The 23,536-nt window shown below is 47.3% G+C and carries 21 protein-coding genes; 13 read left to right on the top strand and 8 right to left on the bottom strand.

Annotated features, from left to right (window positions below; genetic code table 11):
- Positions 1 to 1,021: 1,021 nt before the first annotated feature.
- Positions 1,022 to 1,537: a hypothetical protein gene (locus LJ740_RS16765; protein ID WP_229530278.1), complete on the top strand. Its 516-nt coding sequence runs from the start codon at positions 1,022 to 1,024 to the stop codon at positions 1,535 to 1,537.
- Positions 1,530 to 1,916, top strand: coding sequence for a hypothetical protein (locus LJ740_RS16760; protein ID WP_229530277.1), 387 nt, complete (start codon positions 1,530 to 1,532; stop codon positions 1,914 to 1,916). The genes LJ740_RS16765 and LJ740_RS16760 overlap by 8 nt, the downstream gene beginning before the upstream one ends.
- Before the next feature lie 231 nt (positions 1,917 to 2,147).
- On the opposite strand, the gene LJ740_RS16755 is transcribed toward LJ740_RS16760, so the two are convergent.
- The 5 genes from LJ740_RS16755 to LJ740_RS16735 form a co-directional block, all read right to left on the bottom strand.
- Positions 2,148 to 2,429, bottom strand: coding sequence for a hypothetical protein (locus tag LJ740_RS16755; RefSeq protein ID WP_229530276.1), 282 nt, complete (start codon positions 2,427 to 2,429; stop codon positions 2,148 to 2,150).
- 295 nt (positions 2,430 to 2,724) lie between these two features.
- Entirely contained in the window at positions 2,725 to 5,115 is a 2,391-nt protein-coding gene (locus LJ740_RS16750) for an efflux RND transporter permease subunit (protein WP_229530275.1), read from the bottom strand.
- A gap of 3 nt (positions 5,116 to 5,118) precedes the next feature.
- Entirely contained in the window at positions 5,119 to 5,979 is an 861-nt protein-coding gene (locus tag LJ740_RS16745; protein WP_229530274.1) for an MlaA family lipoprotein, read from the bottom strand.
- Between the two features lie 48 nt (positions 5,980 to 6,027).
- The gene (locus LJ740_RS16740) at positions 6,028 to 6,552 is read right to left on the bottom strand and encodes a CC0125/CC1285 family lipoprotein (RefSeq protein WP_229530273.1); all 525 of its coding nucleotides are present in this window, start codon (positions 6,550 to 6,552) and stop codon (positions 6,028 to 6,030) included.
- 290 nt (positions 6,553 to 6,842) lie between these two features.
- Complete coding sequence (locus LJ740_RS16735) at positions 6,843 to 8,837, bottom strand: M3 family metallopeptidase (protein WP_229530272.1); 1,995 nt, start codon at positions 8,835 to 8,837, stop codon at positions 6,843 to 6,845.
- Between the two features lie 105 nt (positions 8,838 to 8,942).
- Here LJ740_RS16735 and LJ740_RS16730 point away from each other — a divergent pair, with 105 nt between their 5' ends.
- Positions 8,943 to 9,980 carry a phosphotransferase gene (locus LJ740_RS16730; RefSeq protein ID WP_229530271.1) on the top strand — a complete coding sequence of 346 codons (1,038 nt, stop codon included), beginning with the start codon at positions 8,943 to 8,945 and terminating at the stop codon, positions 9,978 to 9,980.
- On the opposite strand, the gene LJ740_RS16725 is transcribed toward LJ740_RS16730, so the two are convergent.
- Complete coding sequence (locus tag LJ740_RS16725) at positions 9,977 to 10,219, bottom strand: hypothetical protein (RefSeq protein WP_229530270.1); 243 nt, start codon at positions 10,217 to 10,219, stop codon at positions 9,977 to 9,979. The genes LJ740_RS16730 and LJ740_RS16725 overlap by 4 nt on opposite strands.
- A gap of 129 nt (positions 10,220 to 10,348) precedes the next feature.
- Positions 10,349 to 11,278, bottom strand: a complete 930-nt coding sequence (locus LJ740_RS16720; RefSeq protein ID WP_229530269.1) for a M14 family metallopeptidase — start codon at positions 11,276 to 11,278, stop codon at positions 10,349 to 10,351.
- Positions 11,279 to 11,400: 122 nt separating this feature from the next.
- Here LJ740_RS16720 and LJ740_RS16715 point away from each other — a divergent pair, with 122 nt between their 5' ends.
- The 3 genes from LJ740_RS16715 to LJ740_RS16705 all read left to right on the top strand — a co-directional run bounded on the left by LJ740_RS16715 (position 11,401) and on the right by LJ740_RS16705 (position 13,731).
- Positions 11,401 to 12,165, top strand: a complete 765-nt coding sequence (locus LJ740_RS16715; RefSeq protein WP_229530268.1) for a substrate-binding periplasmic protein — start codon at positions 11,401 to 11,403, stop codon at positions 12,163 to 12,165.
- Positions 12,166 to 12,225: 60 nt separating this feature from the next.
- Positions 12,226 to 12,690, top strand: coding sequence for a hotdog fold domain-containing protein (locus LJ740_RS16710; protein WP_229530267.1), 465 nt, complete (start codon positions 12,226 to 12,228; stop codon positions 12,688 to 12,690).
- A gap of 63 nt (positions 12,691 to 12,753) precedes the next feature.
- On the top strand, positions 12,754 to 13,731 hold the full coding sequence (locus LJ740_RS16705; RefSeq protein ID WP_229530266.1) for a phytanoyl-CoA dioxygenase family protein: 978 nt from the start codon (positions 12,754 to 12,756) through the stop codon (positions 13,729 to 13,731).
- On the opposite strand, the gene LJ740_RS16700 is transcribed toward LJ740_RS16705, so the two are convergent.
- Positions 13,728 to 14,144 carry a VOC family protein gene (locus LJ740_RS16700; protein ID WP_229530265.1) on the bottom strand — a complete coding sequence of 139 codons (417 nt, stop codon included), beginning with the start codon at positions 14,142 to 14,144 and terminating at the stop codon, positions 13,728 to 13,730. The two genes, LJ740_RS16705 and LJ740_RS16700, sit on opposite strands and share 4 nt — an antisense overlap.
- A gap of 233 nt (positions 14,145 to 14,377) precedes the next feature.
- On the opposite strand from LJ740_RS16700, the gene soxR reads away from it, so the two are divergent.
- From soxR to putA, 7 genes are all read left to right on the top strand, one after another.
- Entirely contained in the window at positions 14,378 to 14,824 is a 447-nt protein-coding gene (soxR, locus tag LJ740_RS16695; protein WP_229530264.1) for a redox-sensitive transcriptional activator SoxR, read from the top strand.
- A gap of 126 nt (positions 14,825 to 14,950) precedes the next feature.
- On the top strand, positions 14,951 to 16,381 hold the full coding sequence (locus LJ740_RS16690; protein ID WP_229530263.1) for a tyrosinase family protein: 1,431 nt from the start codon (positions 14,951 to 14,953) through the stop codon (positions 16,379 to 16,381).
- On the top strand, positions 16,368 to 17,135 hold the full coding sequence (locus LJ740_RS16685) for a copper chaperone (RefSeq protein WP_229530262.1): 768 nt from the start codon (positions 16,368 to 16,370) through the stop codon (positions 17,133 to 17,135). Before LJ740_RS16690 ends, LJ740_RS16685 begins: the two co-directional genes overlap by 14 nt.
- A 3-nt stretch (positions 17,136 to 17,138) precedes the next feature.
- Complete coding sequence (locus tag LJ740_RS16680) at positions 17,139 to 17,558, top strand: hypothetical protein (protein WP_229530261.1); 420 nt, start codon at positions 17,139 to 17,141, stop codon at positions 17,556 to 17,558.
- A gap of 22 nt (positions 17,559 to 17,580) precedes the next feature.
- Positions 17,581 to 18,552 carry a S41 family peptidase gene (locus tag LJ740_RS16675; RefSeq protein WP_229530260.1) on the top strand — a complete coding sequence of 324 codons (972 nt, stop codon included), beginning with the start codon at positions 17,581 to 17,583 and terminating at the stop codon, positions 18,550 to 18,552.
- A gap of 146 nt (positions 18,553 to 18,698) precedes the next feature.
- The gene (locus tag LJ740_RS16670; protein WP_229530259.1) at positions 18,699 to 19,328 is read left to right on the top strand and encodes a hypothetical protein; all 630 of its coding nucleotides are present in this window, start codon (positions 18,699 to 18,701) and stop codon (positions 19,326 to 19,328) included.
- A 240-nt stretch (positions 19,329 to 19,568) separates the two neighbouring features.
- Positions 19,569 to 23,369 carry a bifunctional proline dehydrogenase/L-glutamate gamma-semialdehyde dehydrogenase PutA gene (gene putA, locus LJ740_RS16665; RefSeq protein ID WP_229530258.1) on the top strand — a complete coding sequence of 1,267 codons (3,801 nt, stop codon included), beginning with the start codon at positions 19,569 to 19,571 and terminating at the stop codon, positions 23,367 to 23,369.
- The last annotated feature ends 167 nt before the right edge of the window (positions 23,370 to 23,536 follow it).

The following is a 23,536-nucleotide window of genomic DNA, read 5'->3' as shown; positions in this document are numbered from 1 at the left end:
GTGCTTATTAGTCGAAACGTATTATTTTTATAGATGCTGCGGTAACCGCTTAGCTCTGCTAACTTTTTACCTTCAGGTAATAAATTTTGTAAAAACTGACGAACCGGACGATGATTCAACTTCCCGCCCGTCGACACCAGGTCAGCAAATACCCTAAAGCAATCAATCGTGTATCTGGAAGTATGCTGAATAGAAGGTTGTTCAAACCAACAAGCAATACTGTTCAAATTTTACAGCCACCCTACTTTTGTCAAATTTCTTTTGATAGACGACATTTGTCGTTTTTCTCCAACCTGAAAAAACGCCCGAACCTAAGCTGTTGAGTTTACAGGGGGGAAAATTGCGCTTAAATTGTGTCAATGTGAAAAAACGACAAATGTCTCGATATTATTGGACATTTGTCGTCGATAAAAATGTTATATGCTAATGGGATTCAGAAATATTGAAGTTGTTTGTTAAGCACTGCGGCAAATATACCATTCCGAAAATTAACTTTTGGATCTCCAAAATTGATGCAGTTGGATTCTTGATATTAAGTATTCTTCTCACCGGACCTGTTTGGTTTGCATCTTACCTTGTAGAGAACTCCATCTTCCTTGCATATTTAATAGCCTTCATAACGATCTTCGTGGCTTACTCGGAAAAGCAGAATAAAGTAGTAGTGATTTTAGTCGCCGAGTTGCTGATAGATATGGCTCTTATTAACAGTGGTTTTTATACAATCGGTCTTATGGTTGTGACCGCATTCGTACTCACTTTCGTAAGAATAGGTAAAAAGGTTTATGGATTCTTTTTCATGTGTGTCAATTACCAACTAAAAGCCAACTACACATGTAAAGTTTGCAATAAAGACTTATTTGTTTTGGAATTGCCAAGTGAGCATGAGCGAACTAATCAATAGCGCATATAACAAAGGCAATTAATCCCGGACAAAAATCCATTGGCTGCTCCTCGTTCCTCGGGCATTATAGCCAATAAATTTTCGCCGTTTATTGCGGCAGTTATAAGGCAAAGGAATCCCGTGCAAAAATTTAGACTTGATTTAGAAAATGGACTTATCCTCTCATCAGATCTATCTGAATCTAAAGTTGCAGTGATTCCCGATGTCAATAAACAAGACATGGAAAATGGGTATATTTGGTATGCACTACCGCTTATTGAAATAAATGGGGAGAAAATAGTTTTGAACCTCTGTTTCTTTCAGTCAAAGCTTCAAAGCGTAAATATTTCAATAAGCAACCCTGAACTATATGGAACCAGCTGGAGTGACTTCAGCGAAGACAAAGAAAAATTGCGAGCGAAAAATACGGAGAAGTGGCTTTCTGACATTGGCTACAGCACCGGAAAATATTCATGGGGTGAAATCTGGGCGGGCTATGATTCAAAAGGCGGTTCCGGCCATGCGGTTGTGCACTATGCCTTAGAACAAGAAAATTTAAACGTGGACAAATACCCGTTGGCTGGCCTTCGTTCCTCAGGCAGTATAGCCAACAAGTATTTGCCCTTTAATTTAGTAGTTAGGTTGCACTATGTTTAACGACCCTTGGAACCCAAGCAGTTATGAAGTCAAAGAATGGGCATATACGATAGGCGCAATCGAACCATGCCAAGATTGGGATTTGAGCTTAGCTTGGGTAGGATTCGAAGACGATTTTATTGGCTATGCTTCAGATGCTAGTTGTCCAAATGCTGACTATTTTCTTCACATACTCTATTTCATGGTAGGTGATTCAGTTCGAAGTAAATTTAATTCCACACATGAGTCCTCTGTTAGAGAATTCATTAAATTAGGTTATGCTTCTAAAAACCATAAGGTTCGTTTGTGGGCACAAAGAGCGACAAATTTAATCAATCACCCAGAGGCTTTTGATTATGAAAGTTGGTGTGGTGGGCAATTGGCGAAAAGCGCAACCTAACAAAAAACTAAAGGCGCTCGCGCTGCTCGCTGGGACGCTAACACATGGGCTGCGTCACTTCGTTCCTAATTTTAGCCCATGTGTTATAACTAATCAAGACAGCCATCCTAAGGGTGGTGTGATCCAGTTTTCATGATTTTGTTTTTGGTTTTCTGAGAACCGAGCCGGACGGCTAAAAAATCAACTTTTTGAGTCGCGTATTGCTTTATGTTGGCATTAAGGGAGTGATTGTCAGCCAAATAATCGATTAGCGGTGTTTTTATCCCTGAGTCGTTTTAGTTTGTGTCGATGTCGATAGGCTTCAAGATAAGATTCACTGCCTGCAGCATGATGAAAACAGTCTTCAAATTGAGTGGTGAGTTCCTGCCATTGCTCAGGTTTGAGGTTAAGACGTTCCAATATCGCAGGCGTTGATTCTTCAATTGCGCCGCGTTTATTGGGTAAGATAGCTCTGCCCGTGATATCGACCAGTTCCATGTAGTCAGATAAATGAAAAGGTAAGGCATGGGGCATGTCCTCCACCGGACTCGCTAACGCTCTCTTTTTGCGGTGTCTATGTTCCTTACCGTACACATAATGAGAACTTATACGTTTACAACTTGTAGCTACAATTTAAGTGTTCCGGTATATCCGGCTAGAGAGACTACTGTAAAGGTAGCTGACCTAGGGTACGGCGATGACAAGCTTCCCAGGTCTTGGTCTGGTGAATCCAGCAAGTGTCAAGCTCACAAGCCCGGAGAACATTGTTCTTTGGGCTTTTTCTTATCCCGGAAAAAATTAATCACTTGATTGTTCAGCGACAGCCTGACTATTTCACAGTGACAAAGCGCTTCAGTAACACCGGTAGTAATGTCAGGTCGATAACAAAGGCCAGCAGCATGGCGACGGCGGTTAATAGCCCAAACAAGACGCTGGGGACAAAATCCGAAAAGCTCAACAGAGAAAATCCTGCTGCGATAACCACTGTGGTGCAAAACAGCGCAAAGCCGGTGCTGTGAAAGGTGTCTTTTAAAGCATCAGACGCCGAGTTTGCCTTTTGACCTTGCAGGTAGCGATGCACGAAATGGATGGTGTCGTCTACCGCGATCCCCATGGCAATGGCAGCAATAGTAATGGTCATGATATCCAGTGGAATGTTTAACCAGCCCATGACACCTAACACACCGGCGGTGGTTAAAATGTTAGGAATCACAGCAATCAGGGCAACCTTAATCGAACCAAACACCAGTAGCAATACCAGCGTCAGTGCCACAAAAACTAAACCCAGAGTCAGGATTTGTGACTGGTACAACTGCTTTAGAATATCCTGATATAAAACAAATAAGTTAGTAATGTAAAACTGCTGTTCATCAATGCCTTGCGCCTCAATATCTTGCTGCAACGAGGCCAGGAATTTTGTACGGGTGAAGTTTTCGGTTGTATCCTGAATGCGGGCACTGATCCGCAATTGCTGGTGTTCTTCAGAAAAGTAGCTCTGCACCAGTTTGTCTTTCAGGGAGTCATCCAGCAGCATATACAAAGCCGATAATTCGTATTCGGTCAGGGGTTTATTGTTGTTAATTTGTTTGGCTAATTGGGTAAAGTTCACCACCGATGAGGTGTTACCCATTGCGGGATATTGACGTAATACAGCCTGTATAACCTGCAAATTCTGGATATCCTTTGCGGTTAAAATCAGGTCCTTATTGGCATTCTCCGCTGGCTGGATCTGGTAAATTACATCCAGCGGAGTGGAACCGCCAAACTCTTTATCAATAAACGACAGTTCCTGGTGAACCCTGGTGGACTTGGCAAAATAATTGATAAAGCTGTTTTCGACGTTCAAACGCATAAAGCCACTGCCGGCAAACAGGGCTAACAGCAAGCCCGCCAGCAAAATGAGTTTGGGAAATCGCACTACGAAACCATAACAACCTTGCATCAGATTGCTGATAATCGTGTGTTCGGGTTGGCGTTTCGATACACCGAAGAGCATTAACAGGGCCGGAAACAGCAGCAAACTGACACAAATGGAAATACCCATCGCCACTATCATCATCCAGCCAAAACTGATCACCGGTTGAATTCCACTAAATATCAGCGAGCCAAAGCCGACAGAGGTGGTTAATCCGGCAAATAAACAGGGTTTGAACTTATTGCCAATGGTCTGACTGACCAGTTCACTGTGCTGTTCGGTTTTGTTGTCAGCGTTTAATTGCAAATATTCGACGCTCAGGTGGATCACGATAGCCAGGGTCAGGATTATTTGTAGTGCGATAAAATTAGCGGATATTACCGTGGTGCGTAAATCGAAAAAGCCGAACACGCCGATGGCCAACAGGACACTGATGCCACAGCACGCTACCGGCAGTGCAACCCAGCGCAGCTGGCGAAACAGAACTAACAACAAGGCGGCGATGGTGGCCGCGATAATACCACTAAATAACTGCAGATCCTGGCTGATGATTTCCACTAACTGTTGCCCTAATACATGAGAGCCACCAATGAAAAACTCTGCTTCGTGCTGATAGGAAGCCACTACATCGTACAGGCTTTGCAGTTCTGCCTGGCGTTGTTTATTCAGTTGTTGGGTTATGACATCTGCCTGCGCCTCTAATTGTGCGATTTGGGCATTTTCCTGGTCTGACAATGTCCGGGTTAACGCGTGTTTTTCAATGGCTAAAATTTCTGCGTCCAGTTTGGCCAGCGCCGGGTTATCCTGAAACACGATTTGAATAGCGGTGGCTGTTTGTGATTTGTTGACCAGCAAATCGGTGAACAAGGGATGATTATCAAAAATGGTGGCCATTTTTTCCGGGGCGTAACGCTGCTGTTGCCAGGTCCAGTCGTCGGGATTAATGTTGGCATTCAGCTCGGAAATTTGTGACAGCAGCGGCACATTCAAAATGGAGGTGGTGCTACTCACTCTGTCCATCTCAGCAAACTGCTGGCTGAGCTGGGTGATCAGATTAAAAGTGGGTTCGCTAAAAACCCCCTGCTCTTTAGGTTTTATGGCAACCAGAACAAATTCCACCGGGTTAAACCGGTTTGCCACTATTTTGGTCTGAATATAGTTTTTGTTGTTTTTCATCAGCAAGGTATTGGCTGACGCATCAATTTTGAATTGGGGCGCAAAATAGCCTGCTGCCAGCGCAGCCGCTAAAAACAGACTGATTATCAGCCAGGGTTTGGCAATGACAAAACGATTAAACTGGCGCATTGCTTAGTCCTTTTTGGGTTGTTTGGTGGCGTCATCACGCATCTGTGATTGCAGGTACAGCTCTCTGAAAAAGACATAAGGATCTTGCGCCTGTTCGGTGAGCTTCTGATAGGTTTCAGATTGCTGGCTAAAATCGTGGACGCCCTGCGTAATCAGCAAAAGCGTGGTTTCCGGATCGTCACTCACGTAGTGCAGGGGATTGGCCAAACCTTCAACTGCCACTGACACACCGTCGCGCACATCTGATGAGCCCAGCACAGGCAACACCAGATAACTTCCCGGTTCAGCACCATAAAAATCCAGGGTGTCGGCGAAGGTCTGTTTTTGCTGCGGCAGATCCAGCCAGTGGTTGGCGGGGTCAAACAAACCCAAAATACCCAGGGTGGAATTTACTGCAAAGCGGGCCAAAGTGGTTATGGCTGCTTCGCCGTCGCCTTGCAGACTGTGGTTGATCAGGTTTAGCGGCTCCCGGATATTACTGAAAAAGTTGCCCACTGAATTGCGCACGGGCTCGGGAAAAACTGCAACATAGCCATCAGCAACCGGGATCAGAACCCAACGGTACAGACTGTCGTTGAAGCTGAACATTGCACGGTTAAAGCCCTCAAACCGGTCTTCGTAATACAGGCAGGCCGGATCTGCCGATTCAGGCTCCCGGTATCCCACCACGGTGGGTTCTACTTCTGTGGTGCCCTGAGAGGTAGTCACCACAATGTTGTCGTCGTTTAGCTCACGCGGGGCAGGGTCCGGACAGTGCTGAGCCGTCGAAGGCTGGCTGGCACAGCCAGTCAACCCCGCCGTCAGGGTGAATAACAGCAGGACAATTGCCCTGAAATGGGTGGAACCTGAGAGTCCTTGTTTCATTGTTACCTGCCGTATTTACTGCGTGTTTAATTATTAGATCAAAACGCTTTAGATTGTCGAGCGAATGTTTTTTGCCAGTGCCTTGGCATCATAAACCCGGTTGGGGTCTGTGGGTTCACCTTTACCCATAGACACAGTCATTACGTTCACATGGTCTTTTGTGATCTCTTCCGATTCAATGATTGCGCCGGTGTAATGCGGGTGATGCACTGTGGTACAGCCCAGTAACCCACATCGCGTGCTGGTGGCGGTTGTGGTGGCACCCACATTGGTACCGGTTTGAACGCGTTTTTTATTGGTTTCCATATCTTGATTGTCGATGTAGAACCAGTCGTAACCCTGCTCCAGAGTCAGATCTGCGGCGTGCAGCAAGGTGTAATCTCTGATGGTTTCCTTGTCGGTAACGCGATTGCCGCGGAACGTGATCCGGTATTTGGTGTCAGTAAGCTTGGTGTGCGTGTAACCAAAGTCGCCTTTTTCGGGCGCCATCGTGTAGGGGGTTGGCTGCATTGAGGCACAAGAAGCCAGCAACAGAATGAGCGAACTAAAAAAGAGTGATTTAAATATCGTCATGGTTTTTCCTCCGGAAAAATAAGTATCACATCGGGAGACTGTTAAACTCCCGTTTCCGTTGATTGCAGATATCACACCAACTCAGGAAAAATCTTACAACTCCCAATAATTCAACGGTTTAACGGGATTTTTATTCCTTCGTTGAGTGTCTTGTAGACGTGGTTTTTGAAATATTTAACCTGGCTTGTGAAATTTTTTCACAGCAGTTATAGAGACTCAGCTAGGGAAAACGCGAAGAGATCGGTGTTCGACAAACAAAGCGGGTGAGCAGGGCGCTCACCCGGAATTATTTATAAGGATTGCAGCTTCTTGATGTAAGCATCGGGGCTGAATTCGCGGCCCAGGAAATCCGCCACGAAATCTGCAGCAGGTTTGCTTCCGGCTGCGCCTAACACCATGTTGCGATAGTCGGCAGCGACTTTTTTGTTGCGCATCCCTTCTTTTTCAAAGCGGGAGAACAAATCCGTGGCAATGGCCAGAGACCATTGATAAGTATAGTAGTTGGAGCTATACCCATTCAGATGACCAAAATTGGCGTAAAAATGCGTGCCTTCTACATACGGGTAGGCGGCAAATTTATTCTGAATATCTAACATCAGCGGATCTAACTCAAAAGAATCAGGCTCACGGTTATAGTAATTCAGCGACAAGTTAGCATAAAAGATTTGCGTGGCTGTGCCGGTTGCCAGACCAAAATCACGGGCGCGATTCATTTTCGCCACCAGTTCTTTAGGAATAGTTTCGCCTTTTTCGTTAGAAGCAAAGGTTTTCAGCGTATCGTAATCCCAAATCCACTCTTCCAGCATCTGTGATGGCGCTTCAACAAAGTCGCGTTCCATGCTCATACCTGTGATGGCGTACCAATTTTGCGTGCCGGAAAACATGTTGTGGATCAGGTGGCCAAATTCATGCAGAAAGGTTTCTACCTGGCCGTGCTCCATTAAGCCCCGCGGGAAGTTTTGCGCCAGGCCTGACAGGGGGATTTGCTTGTCTTTGATACCCGGGCGCAACGTCCAGTGGGCTGCGTGTTTGTATTTGTCGGCGCGAGGATGGTTATCCATGTAGAATCGTCCCAGCAATTTGCCATTTTCCATAATCTGGTAGGTTTCGACATCCTCATGCCAGGTGGCGGTTTCCCAGGGTTGAATATCCACACCAAACAAATCTTCAGTCAGACCGAAAATGCCGTCCCGTACTTTCTCATAATGAAAGTATTCCCGTACTTCTTTGGAGTCCAGGGCGTAATCTTCCTGACGGATCAGGTTCTGCAGATAACTGGCCTGCCAGACCTGAACCTCTTTAGCGTCGGGGTTAATCTTTTGCAGGCGCTTAAGTAACATCGCCAGTTCTTTTTCTACCGGCTCCTGCAGTGCGCCACCAACCCGGTTTAAAAAGGCCTGGGCATTCTCGGGGGTAGCAATCATTTTGTCGTCCATGGATTGCTCTGCGTGATTTTTAAAGCCCAGGATATTGGCCAGTTCGTGGCGTTTCTCAATGAGCTTTTTCAGCACCGCTTCATTTTGCGGATAACCTCTGGAACGGGCGGCCACTCTGAGTTTATGGCGCAATTCGTCGCTGGTGGAGTAAGTCATTACCGGGCTTAAATCCGGATAATCGGTGGAGATTTTGATGATGCCGTTTTCGTCGGCAGGATGGTTGTCGATGTAATCTTGCGGTAAGCCATCCAGTTGCTCTACTGTGGCTTCGACATAGCGCACATCACTGCGGATATTTTTGTTAAATTCGTTGCCGATTTCGGTAATTTCCTGCTGCAGGGCACGGATTTTATTGCGGGTGGCTTCGTCTTTATCCACCCCGGCACGCCTGAAATCGGAAAGTGCGGATTCCACCATAAAGCGCTCAGTGTTATCCAGTTTGCTTAAATCGATGGCCGCTACGCGGTCATAGTAGCCTTTGGATAATCCGGTTTGCGTGAAGAAGTCAGATTGCTTTTCGCTACAGGCATTGGCCGCATCGCGAATAGACTCCTCAGGGTGTACTGCGCGAATATGCCAAACGTGTCTCACCGGCATCATATTGTCGATGATCTGGTCGTAGGCACCCACCACGTTTTTCAGTGTCGCCGGGCCGCTGCTGTTTTCTAATGCCTGAAAACTGGTTTGGGCCTGAGCCAAAATGTCGTCACAGAGTTTAGTGATCTGTTCACTAGTGAGATTGGGATCGATGCCTTCAGTGAGCATTTTGTTTTGACTATGATGTTCAGCGTGGGCGGCAAAGCCCAGCAGTGAGCCGGCCACAGCCAATGATAAGAGTGCAGATTTCATTAAGGTGTTCCTTATTATCGTTGTAATCGAAAATTTAAGCACAATGGCTAAGGGCTGTCTAATTACACAGGTGCGGTTGTAACATTCTGAGACAAAAAGAGTACAATGAGCGCCACATCATCAGTCACAGTTACCATGGCAACATCAGATTTCCCCAACTCAAAGCCGCAGGTCGCGTCGCCTGCAAACCATCCGGTGGTCATTCAGGGAGTGGCATATCAATATTCAGAAACACTGCAGCCTTTGTGGAGTGGTTTTGGTGAGATCGCTCGTTATCGCAACTGTGACGGGCACAGCATTATCGTGAAAAGAGTTGCGCCACCTACAGTGATGCAACACCCGCGAGGCTGGAACAGCAGCCTGAGCGAGCAGCGAAAACTGCAGTCCTACCGGATTGAACAGCACTTCTATCAGCATTACGCCGCCTTGTGTGATGCACACTGCCGGGTGCCGCAATGGCGCCCGGCGGACCCTGAAACCGCGAGTGCAGCGACCATGATATTAGAAGATCTCGACGCTGCCGGGTATCCCCGCCGACACACTCAGGATGATGGTTCAGTACTGTATGCTTGTTTGCGCTGGCTGGCGTATTTTCATGCACGCTTTATGCAACATACCAGTAGCGATCTTTGGCCTGTCGGCGGCTACTGGCACCTGGGCACCCGGCCTGATGAGTTAGCTAACATGCAGGCAGGCTTGCTAAAAAGTCGTGCAAATGAAATTGATGCAAAGCTCAACAATGCCCGATTTACAACCCTGATCCATGGCGATGCCAAGCTGGCTAACTTTTGTTTTGGTGAACCCACTCGGGTGGCCGCACTGGATTTTCAGTACGTGGGAGGTGGTGTTGGGGTGAAAGATTTGGCACTGCTTTTGGCCAGCAGTCTGGACAACGAAGCACTGCAGCGACAGTCTAAAGAGTATGAAGATTTTTACTTTGAACAGCTGAAAGCAGCGTTAAATCACTATCAACAGTCAATTGATTTTACTGCTTTGGAGGCGGAATGGCGTCGCTTGTTGGCATTTGCCTGGGCTGACTATCAGCGATTTTTAATGGGCTGGAAACCGGACCATAGTCGCATAACCCGGTATATGTGCGCCAAATCCGAACAGGCTATGGCGCACTTAGAAAGGCTGGATTAGTCTTCTTTATTCTGAGCGATAAAGTCTTTTACCGCTTGTAGTGTAGGAAAAGAAGCATAACCAGAGGCGTCTAACTCTTCGTTAACGCAACCCAAAATGGTTTTGTCAGTTACTTCTTCACCTTCGTAATACTCGACGCAATAATCGAGTGTGTCTTGCAAAAAGCCAGCATCCGGCATCTCTTGAGCATTAACGCCAGCAGACAGAGTTGCAAGTAAGAACAACCATTTGAATTTCATTTCGTATCTCAGTTAACAGGTGTTTCAGACCATCTGAAACACTTTTAATGTGCGCAAAAAATTAACTGTTTATGGTCAAAATGAAAAACGAATATTTTTTATGCTGACGATAAAATTATCTGTTTGCCGCTAAAATGTATGATTCGCCAGTACGTAATCCAGGGCACCATTGACCGCAGCAGCCTGGGCTTCAATACAATTTTGCGGGTCGGTTTTCGGGCTGTCGGGATACACTTCGGTAATGGTGACATACGGCGCGTCTGTCATACCGGTGCTTAATCCGGCTTTCTTACATTGGTACTCAATTACCCCAAACTGAGTGATTTTCGCGCCAATAATGCAGCCATTTTTATCGGCAGGTGCGATATGGGTTACCTTAGCCACATTGTCGATAACGGCTTTTTGAAATGCGTTTTCCGGACGTTCTGTATCACCCACCAGGTAAAATCCATCAGGAATATCCCAGTTGTCATGTGTCACGCCATCTCTGGCTGCCAGTGCCGGGCGAAATTCAGAGTTGTCGGTATCTGTGGTTTCGTGTAAATCCACGTGAACCAAAGGTTTAATATTGTTTTTATTCAGGTAGTCCATGATGGCCTGAGTTTCTTCGGAAGGTGCGCCGGGGGTAAAAGAGCGATTGGGATCCACCGCGGCCGGGTTCCAGCGGTTGATGGTTTCATAACCCCAGGGACTGATACAGGGCGCGACAATCAGATTAAAACTGTCTGTGTAATTTTGAGCACAATGTTCCAGAAAATACAAAGCCCCGTGGACCCCGCTGGTTTCATAACCGTGGACTCCGCCGGTAACCAAAGCTGTCGGTTTGGATGCTTGCCACGACGCAGATGTCAGTACAAACAGCGGGTAGCGCGCCAGGTCGTAGCTCAACGCACCATATTGCTCCACATGCCATTGAGACGACAAAGACCTTATTTTATCCAGCACTTCTTGCTGGTAGCTGCGCTTTATATTTTGTAATGCCAGCCATTGTGCTTTTTCAGACTTTCCCCACGGGATTCCGGGGGTGCCGACAGGGTAAGTACTTGCTTTATTTGTCATATATGATTTCTACTCCATTATCCTTGTGCCAGGACAAGATTTAAGAGAGCAGTTTAAAGCAATTTTTGCGCAGTTTCTTCTCTGAATATTGCCCTTTAAGCAGAATCTATTACGCTTTACTAATGACCCGTATGATCCCGATAATACTCTGTCTGTCGTTACATTGGATTGCGCAATCCTTGCAGGCTGCGCAAGCGGAAAACTATTTGGTTTACGGTATCCCCAATTACCCGCCTTTTTCAGTTTATGAGGAGCAAGGCTTTAGTGGCCGCGACGTTGAACTGGTGCTGCATCTGGCAGATAAACTCAATTTGCAAATCCGTTTTTCACCTTGTGAGTGGATACGTTGTCTGGAGTTGGCCAGAGCCGGACGGGTGGATATTCTGACTTCGGTTAGCCATGCTCAGGAACGCGAGGCCTTTTTACACTTCATTCAACCCGCTTATAGCCGGAGTAACATCGCTTTTTGGGTTCGTTCCGGCGAAGCTGAACGCATTCGCACCTTTGCTGATCTGGACAATAAAATTGTCGGCAAAGAAAAAGGCGCCCGGCTATTTGCGCAAGTGGATAACGCGCTGAATATTCAGCGTTATGAATCTGCGCAATTTAATATACTGTTCAAAATGTTGGTGTCAGGCCGGCTGGATACCGTGATGGGGGGCGACCAGGCCATTGCTATCGCTGTCGAGCGCAGCGGTTATGCCGAACTGCTGGAGCCTGCGGTATATAAAGTTCAGGTGCCATCAGCGTTCCTGGCGATGGCCCGCCAATCTGCGAAAGCCACTGTATTCCTGATACCGTTTCAGGATGAAATGCAGCGCATGTATAACAGTGGGGAGCTCAACTATTACCTGGACTGGCAGGAACCCAAAAAGGACGATAACTAAGACTTCATTTAACTGGTCGGACGTGTTAATGTCGCAGCAATTAATCTGGAGATATTAGCCATGTCTGATAATTATTTAATGCGTTTGTATAAGCGTTTGCAAAAGTATCCCATGGGAAACCGGTTGTTTTCTTTTGTTGCCTGCCGCAAAGCGCCCTACTTTGCCACGATCAAACCGCTGATCACTCAACTGGCTCCCGGTGAATGTCATTGCTTTATTAAGAAGCGCCGTTCGGTGGAAAACCACATAAAAACCGTGCACGTTATCGCAATTTGTAATGGTCTGGAAATGGCGATGGGCTTCATGGCTGAAGCTTCAATACCCAAACACCTGCGCTGGATACCCAAAGGCATGACAGTAGACTATACTGCCAAAGCGGGTTCTGATATTCGCTGCGAAGCCGTTTTGCCCAACAACCACTGGCAGGTGGGAGATTTACCGGTAGCGGTAACGGCCTACGATGAAAATGATGTAGTGGTAGTCAAAGGCACAATTAACCTGTGGGTGTCAGAAAAGAAGAAGTAATGCCTGTTAAAGCCTCTGTTTAAATGGAGTTTAGTTGTGGATTTGGCGCATGGAAAAACTGAGATGATAGACGAACAGAAAGCGGTAGCTTTTCTGCAACGACAAATAGAGGTTTACTTCAACAAATCTAATGGTGATCTTCGGGACTGTTTATACTCACGTGCGCTTTCTGATGCTGTTGGCTTGGGAATGCAGGTTTATATGAACATGCTACATTCCTGTAACGCAAATGCGGAAAAGCTCTGGCGAGAACTCAAACAACAGAAAAGCTTTTCAGCAAACCGGTATTGTTCATTACTTGGCAGTTGGTTAGCGTCGTCAGAAAACCTGCAAAAGAACTCACACCAATCGCTTCCCGGACCTTTGTCTTCTTCTGATTTAGAACATTGGCAAGAGTATGGCTATGTCATTGTCAAAAATATTATAGCTCGGGAAACTGCGCTGGATATTGCAAATAGTCTCGCGCAACGCAAAGGATTCGCTTTAGACGATAGTGAATCCTGGCACAATCTTCCTAAGGGGCCCATCTGGCAAAGACAATTTGATTTGCCTGAGCTGGAAATCGCTCGACAATCGAAAATCGCCTTAAACGCATTCCAACAGGTTTGGCAATGTCAGGATCTGGTGATTACCCGAGACCAATACAGTATTAATTTTCCGGAAAGCCACAAACACTGCTTTCAAGGACCGAAGCTGCATCTGGATGTCGACTTTAACTTCCCTATGCACTTTAAAACACAGGGGATCGTTTATCTCAACGACGTAGCTGCAGATCAAGGTGCGTTTACTGTATGCCCCGGGTTTCATCTTAACTATCAAAATTGGATCAACAGTTTGCCTTCTGGCACAGATCCAAATGAGGTGGACTTTTACCAATTTCCCCATAAGTCGATTGCGGCCGAAGCGGGGGACTTGATTATCTGGCACCATTGGTTACCCCATGGTGCATCACCAAATCACCATCAATCTCCGAGAGTGGCACAATACCTGGATATGTATTCGTTGACCCCACGGTATGTTGCTCCCGGAAATGCGTTCTAACTATAATCATTGCGCTGCGCCATCAGGTCGCTGTGATATTCTACAAACTCAATCTCGAAGCCGTCCGGGTCCCTGAAATACAGGTTGCTGCGATGCTCTGTAGGGTTACCTGGATTGCTGACTTCAAATCCTGCCTCAACCAGCCTTTTACGCACGGCATCGATATTACTGACGACAAAAGCAAAATGTGACAATCCGGGCTGCGCCCCCTGATGCTTCCGAATCTGACCTTCCCCGTGGTCAGATAAGGCAAGGTATTGTTTATCATCGCCAAAATGCAACCAGTTGCGGGGTTTGCCATACCAGTCATCTGAACCGCCGCCTCGTACCTTCCACTCCGGAAAGGCTGCGCGGTAAAAGTTTAAGCTTTGCTGCATGTCGGTCACTACCATATTTAAATGCTCTAAATACATTGTCCTTCTCCTTTCTGATGAAAATTATTTGCGCGCTGACACCTGGTGAAATGTAGGATTCTGCCAGGCCAACAGCAATGACTGGATTAAAACGCTTGCGGCAAGTCGCCAGACGGGCTTTTTACTGTTCATTTTTAGGTTCCTCGTGTTAAGTTGGGTGTCATGCTAAAACCTCAAGTTAAGTTGAGGTAAAGGTTTTTTTTAATTTTTTTAACTTTTCTGAGGACAAGCCAATGGCGGAAGTTTTGTTAGTGCCAGGAAAAGTGGCCAAGCGCTGTGGCGTTGCGGTATCTGCTTTGCACTTTTACGAACAAAAAGGACTGATCCACAGTTCCCGCAATGCCGGCAATCAACGTCGCTATCACAAAGATGTAATGCGTCGAATCGCGTTAATTAAAGCAGCGCAAAATCTGGGAATTAGTCTGGAAGAAATAAAACAAACCCTGGCAACCTTACCGGATATGCGTACGCCCACGCAGGAAGACTGGCAACAGCTGGCTCAACAGTGGCGGGAGAGATTGGATCAACGCATCAGAGCCATGACAGCCCTTCGGGATTCACTCACCGGTTGTATCGGTTGCGGCTGTTTATCCATGAAAAACTGCCCTATGTACAACAAAGACGATGAACTGGCCGCTGCGGGACCAGGGGCCGTGCTGCTGAATCGAAGAATGACGTGATCAGGGGGCTGAGTACCTTAAATGCCTTCAGTCTGAAAAAGGAAATTAATCTTGCTTTTTGGGTAATTTAAACTACCTTTGTGTTTTTGCTGATTCACATTTTGGCATATTCAAAAGGAGAAAAGGATGAAAGTCAGAAAGAATGTGTATGAGTTATCTGCATCGGATATGACGCTGCATTGGTATTCCAAAGCCGTAGAGGTGATGAAGCAGCGCAGTATTAACGATCCAACCAGTTGGTGGTATTGGGGGGCTGTCCACGGCTATGTAATAAACACCAGTACCAAACAATTTTGGGAAGTGGCTACAGACTACCCACCTAAACAATCCACTATCGACAGCGGCTTTTGGAATAATTGCCAGCACGGCACCTGGTTTTTCTTACCCTGGCACCGCATGTATCTGTACTACTTTGAAGCTACGGTGGCAAAAGCGGTAGTGGAAGCCGGTGGTCCTGTCGGATGGACGCTTCCCTTCTGGAATTATTGTGAAGCGTTCAGGCCCGGGATCAGCATAGCTGAACAACAACAGGCGATGACCATACCTCCTGCGTTTGGTGACAGCCAGGGCAAAAACGCCGATTATCCGGGGTTGTGGCTGGAGGGTCGGGTAAACTATGTATTGCAAAAAAGGTACGTAAACCCCTGGCCAGCCCTTGATGAAACCGTATTTACCAATACTTCTGAAGATGTAAATTTTGGCGGAGGTATTACCGGGTTTGCCGTCTCAGGCGGTAAAAAAGGCCAGTTGGAGCAGTTACCACACGACGTTGTGCACGGTTATATCAACGGGGCAATGGGCAATACCAAAACAGCAGCGCTGGATCCCATATTTTGGTTACATCATGCCAATATCGACAGAATGTGGCAGGTGTGGGTGGAGTCGGCGGGGCACAGCAACCCGGCAAGTTCAGATTGGCTGAACTTTGAATTTGATTTTCATGATGAAAATGGTGAGGTGCAGACTTTAAAAGTCAAAGATGTGCGCACCACAGAGCAGCTCAATTACACCTACAGCCCTGGCTACCCGGAGATGGATGCCGAGAGTCCAAACCCACCGGGCCGGGCTGCTGAAAATGTGATGGATGTGGTTGGAGCCAGCAACATCAACACCGATCTGAGTCATGATTTATCTGCTCTGGCATTGAATATGGTGCCACAGGGGCGACGCAAATCCAGGGTTTCCATGGCGGCAAGAGCCTCTGTTAATCAAAGTAAAACACCAAAACGAGTACTGCATGTCAACAACGTCACCGGAACCGGTAACCCCTGCCCGGTTGATATCTTTATCAGTGGTGACGGAAGTGCCGCGCTGGATGATGAACACTTTGTGGGCAGTCTCGGGTTGTTTGGTCTTGAAGACGCATCAACACCCGGTTTGGATCATGATGGTAGCGGCTTGAGTTTCGCCTTTGATGTGACTCAGGTCATCGAGCGGCTCAGCAAGCAAAAGGGCTGGAGTGAAGACAAGATATCGTTTCAGTTTAAACCACAACTGCCGCGTCAGGGTGAGAAAGTGAAAGTCGGGCGGGTGAGTCTGCACAGTGAACTACGCTAAAACACAAAGGCAAGTACCGGGAGCCGGCTTAAGTGGTGTATATACCCTTAAGCCCCACTGGTATTTGCTCGCTGTGTCTATATTGTGTTGGTTGTATTACTTCTATGTCTGGTTGCAGCCCATGGATAGTCATCACCATCATCACCATGCTCATCAGGTCAGTTTTACTGAACAGCAAATTACCTGGTTGATGATGGTGTATGCCATGATGTTGCCCATGCTTAGCGGTGCTGTTAACTTTATCAGGGAAATGCTGCCGCGATATGTGCATCCTTATGCCTGGCTGGCGGTTTTTATCGGCTATTCCGCGCTTTGGTGGTTGGTTGGAGCACTATTGATTGCGGTTGGTGTCCTGCTGTCATCGGCGGTGTGGATTGCAGAATACTGGCCAGCCTGGATAAAAGAAACCACTCCTTTTTCGGGTTTGATCTGGCTGGGGGCGGCACTGTATTGTCAGTCGGGAATGCGTAAGTCGGCGGTATATGCCTGTACCGCAGGACAACCACTGGCGATAGACTTTTGGGGTGCAATGCGGGGATCGGTTAAATTTGGCTGGTATAAAGCGCAGCGCTGTTTCGCAAGTTGTGGGGTTATTATGCTGGCTATGATGCTGACCGGACATAGTTTGGGGTTAATGCTGGCAGTTACCTGTTTATTGTTGTATGAACGCATTAAACTGCCCAAACGCACCTCTCTGGTAAGCGCAATGTGCTATACTCTGGCCCTGTTCTATACCGGAATGTGGCTCATTTAAGTAATGTCAGATACTGTTAAAGACACCTGGATTGCCAGTTCGTCTCAGCCACTCATTCTTCGGGGGAAAGACACTCTTTTCCCTGTCAGCTTACAATTACAGCAACCGCTTGCAGCAGCAATTCCAAAATACGTGTGTTTGCAAGGATTACACAATGTTGAACAACTCGGTGTGCTGGACATTCATATCAGTCCGTTGGACTCGGTTTTGTCCGAGCAAAGCTATCTGGCGACAGCCGCCTTTTATGGCATGGATACCCAATCTGATACAGGACAAGAATTGCATGTGAAACTGGCTCAGCAGGAGCAGCAGACTTTGCAAACACATCTCAAAAATAAACAATTCATCACCCTGGTAGTTGCCCTGCAACCCAGGCTAAGTTTGCCTGAGCCAGTCACCATAGAACGAATCGTTTTGTTGTAAAATATCAAGGAGTAAACCGGAGGTGCATATTAGAGTTCCAATTTTTCTCGCCTTGTCGGTGCTTTTCCTGGCTCAAACAGTGGTTGCATTGGCTCGCGCACAATCAACAACACCTCCACAAGACTATGTTAATGAAATCATGGGCTTACTGCGCCAACATGCGATAACCAGAGAGCGTGTAGATTGGTCGGAACTCAGGCAGAAAGTCGATAGTTTGGCCAAAGACGCGCATACCATTGAAGCAACCTATCCCGCAATTAAGCGGGCTTTCGAGCTTTTAGATACAAACCATACCTCCTTGCGAACGGCAAAAGGACAGTTGGTTGCTTATCATAGTGATTTGCAATGTGGCGAACACATCGACAGAACAATCCCAAAGTTGGAAAAGGTGGGCTATATCAGAGTAAATGGCTTTACTTCCCCTGATCCATGGGAAAAGGAACTATTTGCCTTCGCTTTGCAAAGGAAGATATCCGAGCAAGATAGTGCTGATCTGCATGGATGGATTATTGATTTAAGGTGGAATACTGGAGGCAATATGTGGCCAATGATCGCGGGAATAGGCCCACTGCTTGGCAATGGAGATTACGGATACTTTATCAACAAACATGAAAGTCGTTGGGGTTATCTGGATGGCGCATCGGTTTTAAATGGCAAGCCCATAGTAACGGTGGCATCGCCATATAAATTAGCTTATGCCACGCCCAAAATTGCCGTTTTGAGCAGCAATAATACAGCCAGTTCCGGAGAAGCTACTCTCATTTCCTTTAAACAACGTGATAATGTCAGAGTTTTTGGCAAAAATTCCTGTGGTCAGGCAACTGCAAACAGAACATTTAGACTCAGCAACGGCAGTCAGTTGCATTTAACTGTCTCTGAAATGGCAGACAAGGATAAAAACACCTACAGCCATGGCGTAAACGTGGATGAGGAAGTCCCGCAGGACAAAATTATTGCAGTGGCAGTACAGTGGCTTAAACAATCAGGTGAATAGTTCAAGGGAGACAGAGGTGAGCAAACGTGTAAACCCGTAGTGTCAGGTTCTGCTCCTGTATTCCCGATCCAGTGATCCCCTGATACATTGCAGTTCGCTACTACCGGGTATATGCTCATATTGAACAACAATAACTGAACTATTTGATGCCTGTATTTAAACCTCTGCACTTTACTCAGACTTTGCCTTTTTCCCGCACCATGCGTATTGAGGTGGAAGGGAACCGCGATGTGCACATGCACTACAAGAGTTTGTTTAAAAGTCAGTCGCAAACTTTTCCGTTGGATCTAATCAATCCCCGACCAGGGCTTAATAAGAGCATTAATCTGGCGGCGGGTATCGCCGCGCTCTTTCTGTTGTTGATTATTGGCTTTTGTTTGCTGGGTTATGCCCAAAACCCGGCGCGTTTCAGTCAACCGCTAATGGTACTGACTATTCTGTTTTTACCGCCGGCGCTGGTGGCTCTGTGGTTTTTTAATGCCAGCTTTACGCCTTCTGTGGTGTTTTTCCGGGTGGATGACGGCGATGAAATGTTTAAGATCCCGCAATACCCGCACAATAAGTCCCAACTGGAACAGTTTGCCAAAGACCTGAGCGAGCGCATCGAATCTATTCGTTATCCGGGCAACTTATCCCACGCAGAACAAGTGGAGCTGTATCAAAAACATCTGGATTTCTTGCTCAATGAGCAGGTGTTAAGTCAGGCCGAGTATGATGCCGCTTTGCAACGACTGGAAAAGCGAGGCGGTAGCGGTAATGTCTTTAAATTAATCTGAGCAGCATTAAAATTCGGCTTCATTAATCCAAAACAGGTGACTTGCGTAGCATTATATTTACGCTGATGTTTAAATGGGTATTCAAAAACTATTTTGGGTTTTAGCCAGTTGCCGCTATGCTCCCCCCGCTTTGCAATCCCGCCCTAAAATAGGGATTGAAAAGCAGTTGGATTCAGGAGAATTTCGGTAACGCCTTTCTCCCGCGTCACGGTTAAATGCAACGCAATTTTTGGGGGTATAATGTTAGTCAAAGACGATCTCACGACAAGCTGTCAGCTCAGACAAACCATCAGAGATTTTTACCGTATCGATGAAGAGCAGGTCATCGAACATATATTACCATTGGCCGAAGTAGGTGTGACTGCGCGAAGTCGCGCCTGGGAACGCGCCCGTCAGATGGTATTAAATATTCGTAAAGCAGAAGATGGTAAAGGCGGTGTCGATGCGTTGCTGAATGAATACTCCCTGTCTTCTGAAGAAGGTGTGGTACTGATGTGTCTGGCCGAAGCGCTGCTGCGTGTACCAGACCGCAAAACCCAGGACTCGCTTATCCGTGACAAGCTGTCTAAAGGGGAATGGAGTCAGCATCTGGGCAACAGTGATTCACTATTCGTGAATGCCTCCAGTTGGGGATTGTTAGTCACCGGCAAAATGGTGAACTACTCTGACAAAACGAAAACCCAGCAATTTGGCGTATTAAAGCGCACTATTGGCCGTTTAGGTGAGCCGGTTATTCGCTCTTCTGTACATTACGCCATGAAAATCATGGGTAAGCAGTTTGTCATGGGCACCAATATTGATGAAGCCATTGAGCGCGCCAAAGATACCGAAACCAAAGGCTATGTGTATTCCTACGATATGCTGGGTGAAGGTGCCCGCACCATGGCCGATGCTCAACGTTACTATGATGCTTATCTCAAGGCCATACACGCGTTAGGTAAAGCCGCGCAGGGTAAAGGCCCGGTGAAAAGTGCTGGTATCTCGGTAAAATTATCCGCTATTCATCCCCGCTATGAGTTTACCCACAGCGAGCGGGTTAAATCTGAACTGGTACCGCGCCTGAAAGCCCTGGCGCTGGCAGCGAAAGAATACGATATCGGTTTTACTGTGGATGCCGAAGAAGCCGACCGTCTGGATATTTCACTGGATATTATAGAAACCGTATTTTCCGCCCCGGAACTGGGTGACTGGCAGGGTTTTGGTCTGGCTGTTCAGGCTTATCAAAAACGCGCGATATTCGTCATCGAATGGCTGGAAGCACTGGCCCGCCGCGTAGGCCGCAAGATGATGGTGCGCCTGGTCAAAGGGGCTTACTGGGATACCGAAATTAAAACTACCCAGGTAGATGGACTGGACGATTTTCCGGTGTTTACCCGTAAAGCCACGACAGACGTGTGTTACAAGGCCTGTGCTATCAAATTGATGGCCGCCAGAGATGTGATTTTCCCGCAGTTTGCTACGCATAACGCCTATACCGTGGCGACGATTTTAGAACTAGCTAAAGAAAACAATCAGGGCTATGAATTCCAGCGCCTGCACGGCATGGGCGAGTCTTTGTACGACCAGGTAGTGTTGAACGACAAGGTACAGTGTCGGGTATATGCGCCGGTAGGGCAGCACGAAGATCTGCTGGCCTATCTGGTACGTCGCTTATTGGAAAACGGTGCTAATTCCTCGTTCGTTAATGCCATTGTTGATGACACCAAACCGGTGGAAGAATTACTGCCGGACCCGGTGGAAAAATTGCAGGACCTGCGCAACAAGCGAAACATGAATATCACCATGCCTATCGCCATTTATGGTGAAGAACGCGAGAACTCCAAAGGCATGGATCTCACCGACATCAATCATCTGATGCCGCTGAAAGAAAACCTGGATGCCTGGGTAAAAGACAACATCAAGAGCGCCAACGCGGCACAGGCGGAATTAGTGGCAGTGCTGAACCCGGTAAATCACAGTGAGTTGGTGGGTCACCTTAAATATCACAGCGCAGAGGATATGAAAGACATTGTCAGCCGCGCTGAAATGGCGTTTGCCGACTGGTCTGAAACGCCGGTGACTGAGCGGGCGAATTTACTGCGCAGAACCGCTGATATTTTAGAACGTCACCGCGACGAATTGATCGCTATCTGTATTAAAGAGGCCGGTAAACTGACTCAGGACAGTATCGACGAAGTGCGCGAAGCCGTTGACTTCTGTCGTTATTACGCGGCCCGTGCCGAAGAACTGGCAAAAGATGAGCGTATGGAGCCTCGTGGCCCCATCCTGTGTATCAGTCCCTGGAACTTCCCGTTAGCCATCTTCCTGGGCCAGGTGGCCGCAGCGATTGTGACCGGCAATACGGTGGTAGCAAAACCGGCTGAGCAAACCAGTCTGATTGCGCTGCGAACCATCGAACTGATGAAGATAGTGGGCATGCCGGATGATGTGGTGCAGTTGCTGATTGCCCAGGGTAAAGAAGTGGGTGAAAACGTGGTAAATGACGAACGCATTCAGGCGGTCATGTTTACCGGTTCGACCGCCACTGGCACCCTGATCTCAAAAATTCTGGCGGAGCGCGGTGGTCAACAGGTACCGCTAATTGCCGAAACCGGTGGCCAAAACTGTATGGTGGTAGATTCCACTGCCTTGCCAGAGCGGGTGTGCGACGATGTTATTAAGTCGGGTTTTCAAAGCGCCGGTCAGCGCTGTTCAGCGTTGCGGGTGTTGTTCTTACAGGAAGACATTGCCGATACCGTACTGAAAATGATCACCGGTGCCATGAAAGAGCTGACGGTAGGTGATCCTCAGTATCTGTGCACCGATGTTGGGCCTGTCATTGATGCCAAAGCCTTAAAAGCCCTGAACGATCATGTGGAATACATGAAAGATAAAGGCCAGCTGTTGTATGAATGTCCGTTGCCGGAAATGGCACATGGCAACAATTTGTTTGCACCGCGTCTGTATCAGATAGACAACCTGTCAGTACTGAAAAAAGAAGTATTTGGGCCGGTTGTGCACGTGATCCGCTTTAAAGAGTCACAACTGGATGAGGTGATTGAGCAAATCAATACCACCGGCTTTGGTTTAACTATGGGAATTCACACCCGTATTGAAGATCGCGCTGAAGATTTGGCGGCCCGGGTACGTGCCGGAAACATTTATGTTAACCGCAACATGATTGGTGCCATCGTTGGCGTACAACCATTCGGTGGACGCGGCCTGTCTGGTACTGGTCCTAAAGCGGGTGGCCCTAACTATCTGACGCGTCTGGTAAGAGAAAAGCACACGCCTGACGAAGAGGATATGAACTACGAAACCAAGGCCAATATTGACATGGTGGAACTGGGCGCAGCCCAGGAACACGTTGACAACATTATGGAACTGGCCCTGAAAGCGGAACGTATCTGGCGTACCACAGCTCTGAATGACCGTATTTCGGTGATGCGTCAGTTGCTGGCCAAAATCGCCACGGTAGATATCGTCGAGGAGCTGGCTGACGACCTGGCGAAATCCCTGTCGGATTCCCGCTCGCAGTTAACCCGCATCGAGAAAATGCTGAAAAAGCCCAAGGTTTTACCTGGCCCAACAGGCGAATCCAACCTGTTATATCTGGAGCCTCGTGGTTGCGTGGTGTGTTACGCCGATAAAGACACGGTATTCAGCTTCTGGTTGATGTCTATCGTGTCAGCACTGGCGGTAGGTAATACGGTAATCACGGCAGTATCAGACTTGTTTTTTGAAGAGGCCAAAGCCATTCAGGACAAACTGATACAGTGCGGTGGTGCCGAAGGCGTGTTGCAGGTGGTTAAACACGATAAGCTGAATGCGCTGTTGCATCATGCAGATATCGCAGGTGCTGTGGTTGACAGTAACAGTGCCCGAATGGGGTATTTCAGCAAGCAGCTGGCAGAGCGTGAAGGCGCGATTTTACCGGTGATCAGTGCCGAGTATAACGATACCCTGATCCAACGTCTGGTGACTGAAAAAACCATCAGTATCGATACCACGGCATCGGGTGGTAACACCTCACTGATGACCTTAGCCGAAGATGACGAGTAAAATCGTCAGGTTTTAATCACTTTGATTCAAAAGGCCCGTCAGGGCCTTTTTGCTGTTCCCCAAAGAGCCAGGGCAAAGTGTCGCACTGTTAGTTTGAGATGCTTTAAATTTGTCCGGGGATTATGTGAATAAAAGTGGTATATTTTCTCTAAACCATTAATCCTGTT

Origin of the sequence: Planctobacterium marinum (genome assembly GCF_020687805.1) — a bacterium.
GTDB lineage: Bacteria > Pseudomonadota > Gammaproteobacteria > Enterobacterales > Alteromonadaceae > Planctobacterium > Planctobacterium marinum.
The sequence above is the reverse complement of the archived record's forward strand: the minus strand, read 5'-3'. Positions and strand labels throughout refer to the sequence as shown.

Bases quoted from the DNA above. Each gene is read 5' to 3' on its own strand.
- LJ740_RS16680 (WP_229530261.1), top strand. From the start codon at position 17,139: ATGTCAGATACTGTTAAAGACACCTGGATTGCCAGTTCGTCTCAGCCA.
- LJ740_RS16725 (WP_229530270.1), bottom strand. From the start codon at position 10,219: ATGAAATTCAAATGGTTGTTCTTACTTGCAACTCTGTCTGCTGGCGTT.
- LJ740_RS16750 (WP_229530275.1), bottom strand. From the start codon at position 5,115: ATGCGCCAGTTTAATCGTTTTGTCATTGCCAAACCCTGGCTGATAATC.
- LJ740_RS16740 (WP_229530273.1), bottom strand. From the start codon at position 6,552: ATGACGATATTTAAATCACTCTTTTTTAGTTCGCTCATTCTGTTGCTG.
- LJ740_RS16720 (WP_229530269.1), bottom strand. From the start codon at position 11,278: ATGACAAATAAAGCAAGTACTTACCCTGTCGGCACCCCCGGAATCCCG.
- LJ740_RS16710 (WP_229530267.1), top strand. From the start codon at position 12,226: ATGTCTGATAATTATTTAATGCGTTTGTATAAGCGTTTGCAAAAGTAT.
- LJ740_RS16730 (WP_229530271.1), top strand. From the start codon at position 8,943: ATGAGCGCCACATCATCAGTCACAGTTACCATGGCAACATCAGATTTC.
- LJ740_RS16700 (WP_229530265.1), bottom strand. From the start codon at position 14,144: ATGTATTTAGAGCATTTAAATATGGTAGTGACCGACATGCAGCAAAGC.
- LJ740_RS16735 (WP_229530272.1), bottom strand. From the start codon at position 8,837: ATGAAATCTGCACTCTTATCATTGGCTGTGGCCGGCTCACTGCTGGGC.
- LJ740_RS16760 (WP_229530277.1), top strand. From the start codon at position 1,530: ATGTTTAACGACCCTTGGAACCCAAGCAGTTATGAAGTCAAAGAATGG.
- LJ740_RS16690 (WP_229530263.1), top strand. From the start codon at position 14,951: ATGAAAGTCAGAAAGAATGTGTATGAGTTATCTGCATCGGATATGACG.
- LJ740_RS16670 (WP_229530259.1), top strand. From the start codon at position 18,699: ATGCCTGTATTTAAACCTCTGCACTTTACTCAGACTTTGCCTTTTTCC.
- LJ740_RS16705 (WP_229530266.1), top strand. From the start codon at position 12,754: ATGATAGACGAACAGAAAGCGGTAGCTTTTCTGCAACGACAAATAGAG.
- soxR (WP_229530264.1), top strand. From the start codon at position 14,378: ATGGCGGAAGTTTTGTTAGTGCCAGGAAAAGTGGCCAAGCGCTGTGGC.
- LJ740_RS16715 (WP_229530268.1), top strand. From the start codon at position 11,401: ATGACCCGTATGATCCCGATAATACTCTGTCTGTCGTTACATTGGATT.
- LJ740_RS16745 (WP_229530274.1), bottom strand. From the start codon at position 5,979: ATGAAACAAGGACTCTCAGGTTCCACCCATTTCAGGGCAATTGTCCTG.
- putA (WP_229530258.1), top strand. From the start codon at position 19,569: ATGTTAGTCAAAGACGATCTCACGACAAGCTGTCAGCTCAGACAAACC.
- LJ740_RS16755 (WP_229530276.1), bottom strand. From the start codon at position 2,429: ATGCCCCATGCCTTACCTTTTCATTTATCTGACTACATGGAACTGGTC.